The sequence below is a fragment of the Anaerolineae bacterium genome, assembly GCA_014360855.1.
Taxonomy (GTDB): domain Bacteria; phylum Chloroflexota; class Anaerolineae; order JACIWP01; family JACIWP01; genus JACIWP01.
On sequence record JACIWP010000409.1, the window covers coordinates 1 to 1,807 of the forward strand.

Sequence of the window (1,807 nt, forward strand, 5' to 3'; positions counted from 1 at the left end):
GAGGCCGGCCGCCGGCGGACGCATCTTGATCCTCGACAAAGACGTGACCACCGCCTCGCCCCGCGCCATCCTGGAGCGCGGGGTCGCCCACGTGCCAGAAGACCGTCAGAAAGACGGGCTGGTGCTCTCTTTCCCGGTTGCGGACAATCTGGTACTGAACACGTACTATCTGCCGCCCTTTGCCCAGCGTGGGGTGCTGGACAGGGAGGTCATCCTGGCCACGGCCGAACGCCGCGTGCGGGAGTTCGACGTGCGCACCCCCAGCGTGCTCACCCCGGTCTCCAGCCTCTCGGGCGGCAACCAGCAAAAGGTCATTGTCGCTCGCGAATTCTCCCGCCCGATCCGCTTGCTCATCGCCTCCCAGCCGACGCGCGGATTGGACGTGGGTTCTATCGAATATATTCACCGCCGCATCATCGAAAAGCGCGATGAAGGCTGTGCGGTACTGCTGGTTTCCCCGGAACTGGACGAAGTAATGAACCTTTCCGACCGCATTGCTGTGATGTACGAGGGTCAAATCCAGGCCATCCTGCCGGCCGAAACCGCCACAAAAGAAGAAATCGGCCTGCTCATGGCGGGAGTACGAAAGGAGGAGGTCCGTGCCACTGCCGGCTGACATCCTGCGAATTGGCTTAATCACCGACGGCGGACGCATTGACGACGGCGGCTTCAACCAGCAGGCCTACGAGGGACTCCTGCGGGCCGCCCAGGAGCACGGCATCGAGGTGGTGGTGCGCCAGCCGGCCTCTCCCACCGCCTATGAGAGCGAACTGCGCCAGCTCCTGGACGAGGACTGCCGGCTCATCGTCACGGTCGGCTCCGTCACCGGGCCGGCCGTCGAGCGCATCGCCGGCCGCTACCCCAAGGCCCACTTCATCGTGGTGGACTACGAGCCGCTGGTCGAGAGCCAGAACATGACCGGCCTGGTCTTCGCCGAGGACCAGGCGGCCTTCCTCGCCGGCGCGCTGGCCGGCCTCATCACTTCGCAAGGCAATGTCGGCTTCATCGGTGGAAAGGACCTGCCCCCCATCCGCCGCTTCCACCGCGGCTTTGCCAACGGCATGGCCCTGACGAACCGCCAGGCCAAGCTCATCCCGGTCTACACCAACTCCTTTACCGATGCCGCCGCCGGCGCCGAGGCCGTCGGAAAGCTGGCGGCCGAGGGCGTGGACATTATTTTCGCCGCCGCCGGCGCCTGCGGAAACGCCGGCCTGCTGACGGCGGCCTCGCAGGGCATCTGGGTCATTGGCGCCGACCAGGACGTGTGGGTCACCACCTTCCAGAACGGCCGACAGGCCGGCGCGGACCGTGTCCTCACCAGCGCCATGAAGCGCGTGGATGAGGCGGTATACCAGGCGGTCAAAAAAGCCCTGCAGGGGAGCCTGCGCGGCGGGATCATGCGTTTTGACCTTGCCAACGCCGGCGTGGGGCTGGCCCCCTTCCACGACGCCGATGTGGCGGTTCCCTCCGAAGTGCGCGGCAAAATCCTCGAGATCACCGAGAGCCTGAAAAGCGGGCGCATCCGCACCGGCGTGGGGCCGCAGGGGGAGGAAATCCGCCGGGGCATCTTCGCCCGCCTGACGGCCTGGAACTGGCAGGCGGCGCTTATCCCCTTCCTGGCCATCATCTCCGCGCTTATCATCGGCGCCATCTTCATCATGGCCTTCGACCCGAAAGTTTGGGCGGCGTTCGGCAGTGGGTTCGGCGCCGGCATGCAGGCCGCCTGGCGCACCATCGTCCGCGCCTATACCTCCCTCTTCGAGGGGGCCTTCGGCAGTCCCGCTCGCATCGTCGAGGGCCTCCGCAT

General features: G+C 66.3%; 2 protein-coding genes. Both read left to right on the top strand.

What is annotated here, in order from left to right:
* The coding region (locus tag H5T60_14570; GenBank protein MBC7243655.1) for a heme ABC transporter ATP-binding protein at window positions 1–616 on the top strand (616 nt) is incomplete at its 5' end.
* A partial coding sequence (locus H5T60_14575) for a BMP family ABC transporter substrate-binding protein (protein ID MBC7243656.1) occupies window positions 600–1,807 on the top strand: 1,208 nt, incomplete at its 3' end. The genes H5T60_14570 and H5T60_14575, both read left to right, overlap by 17 nt.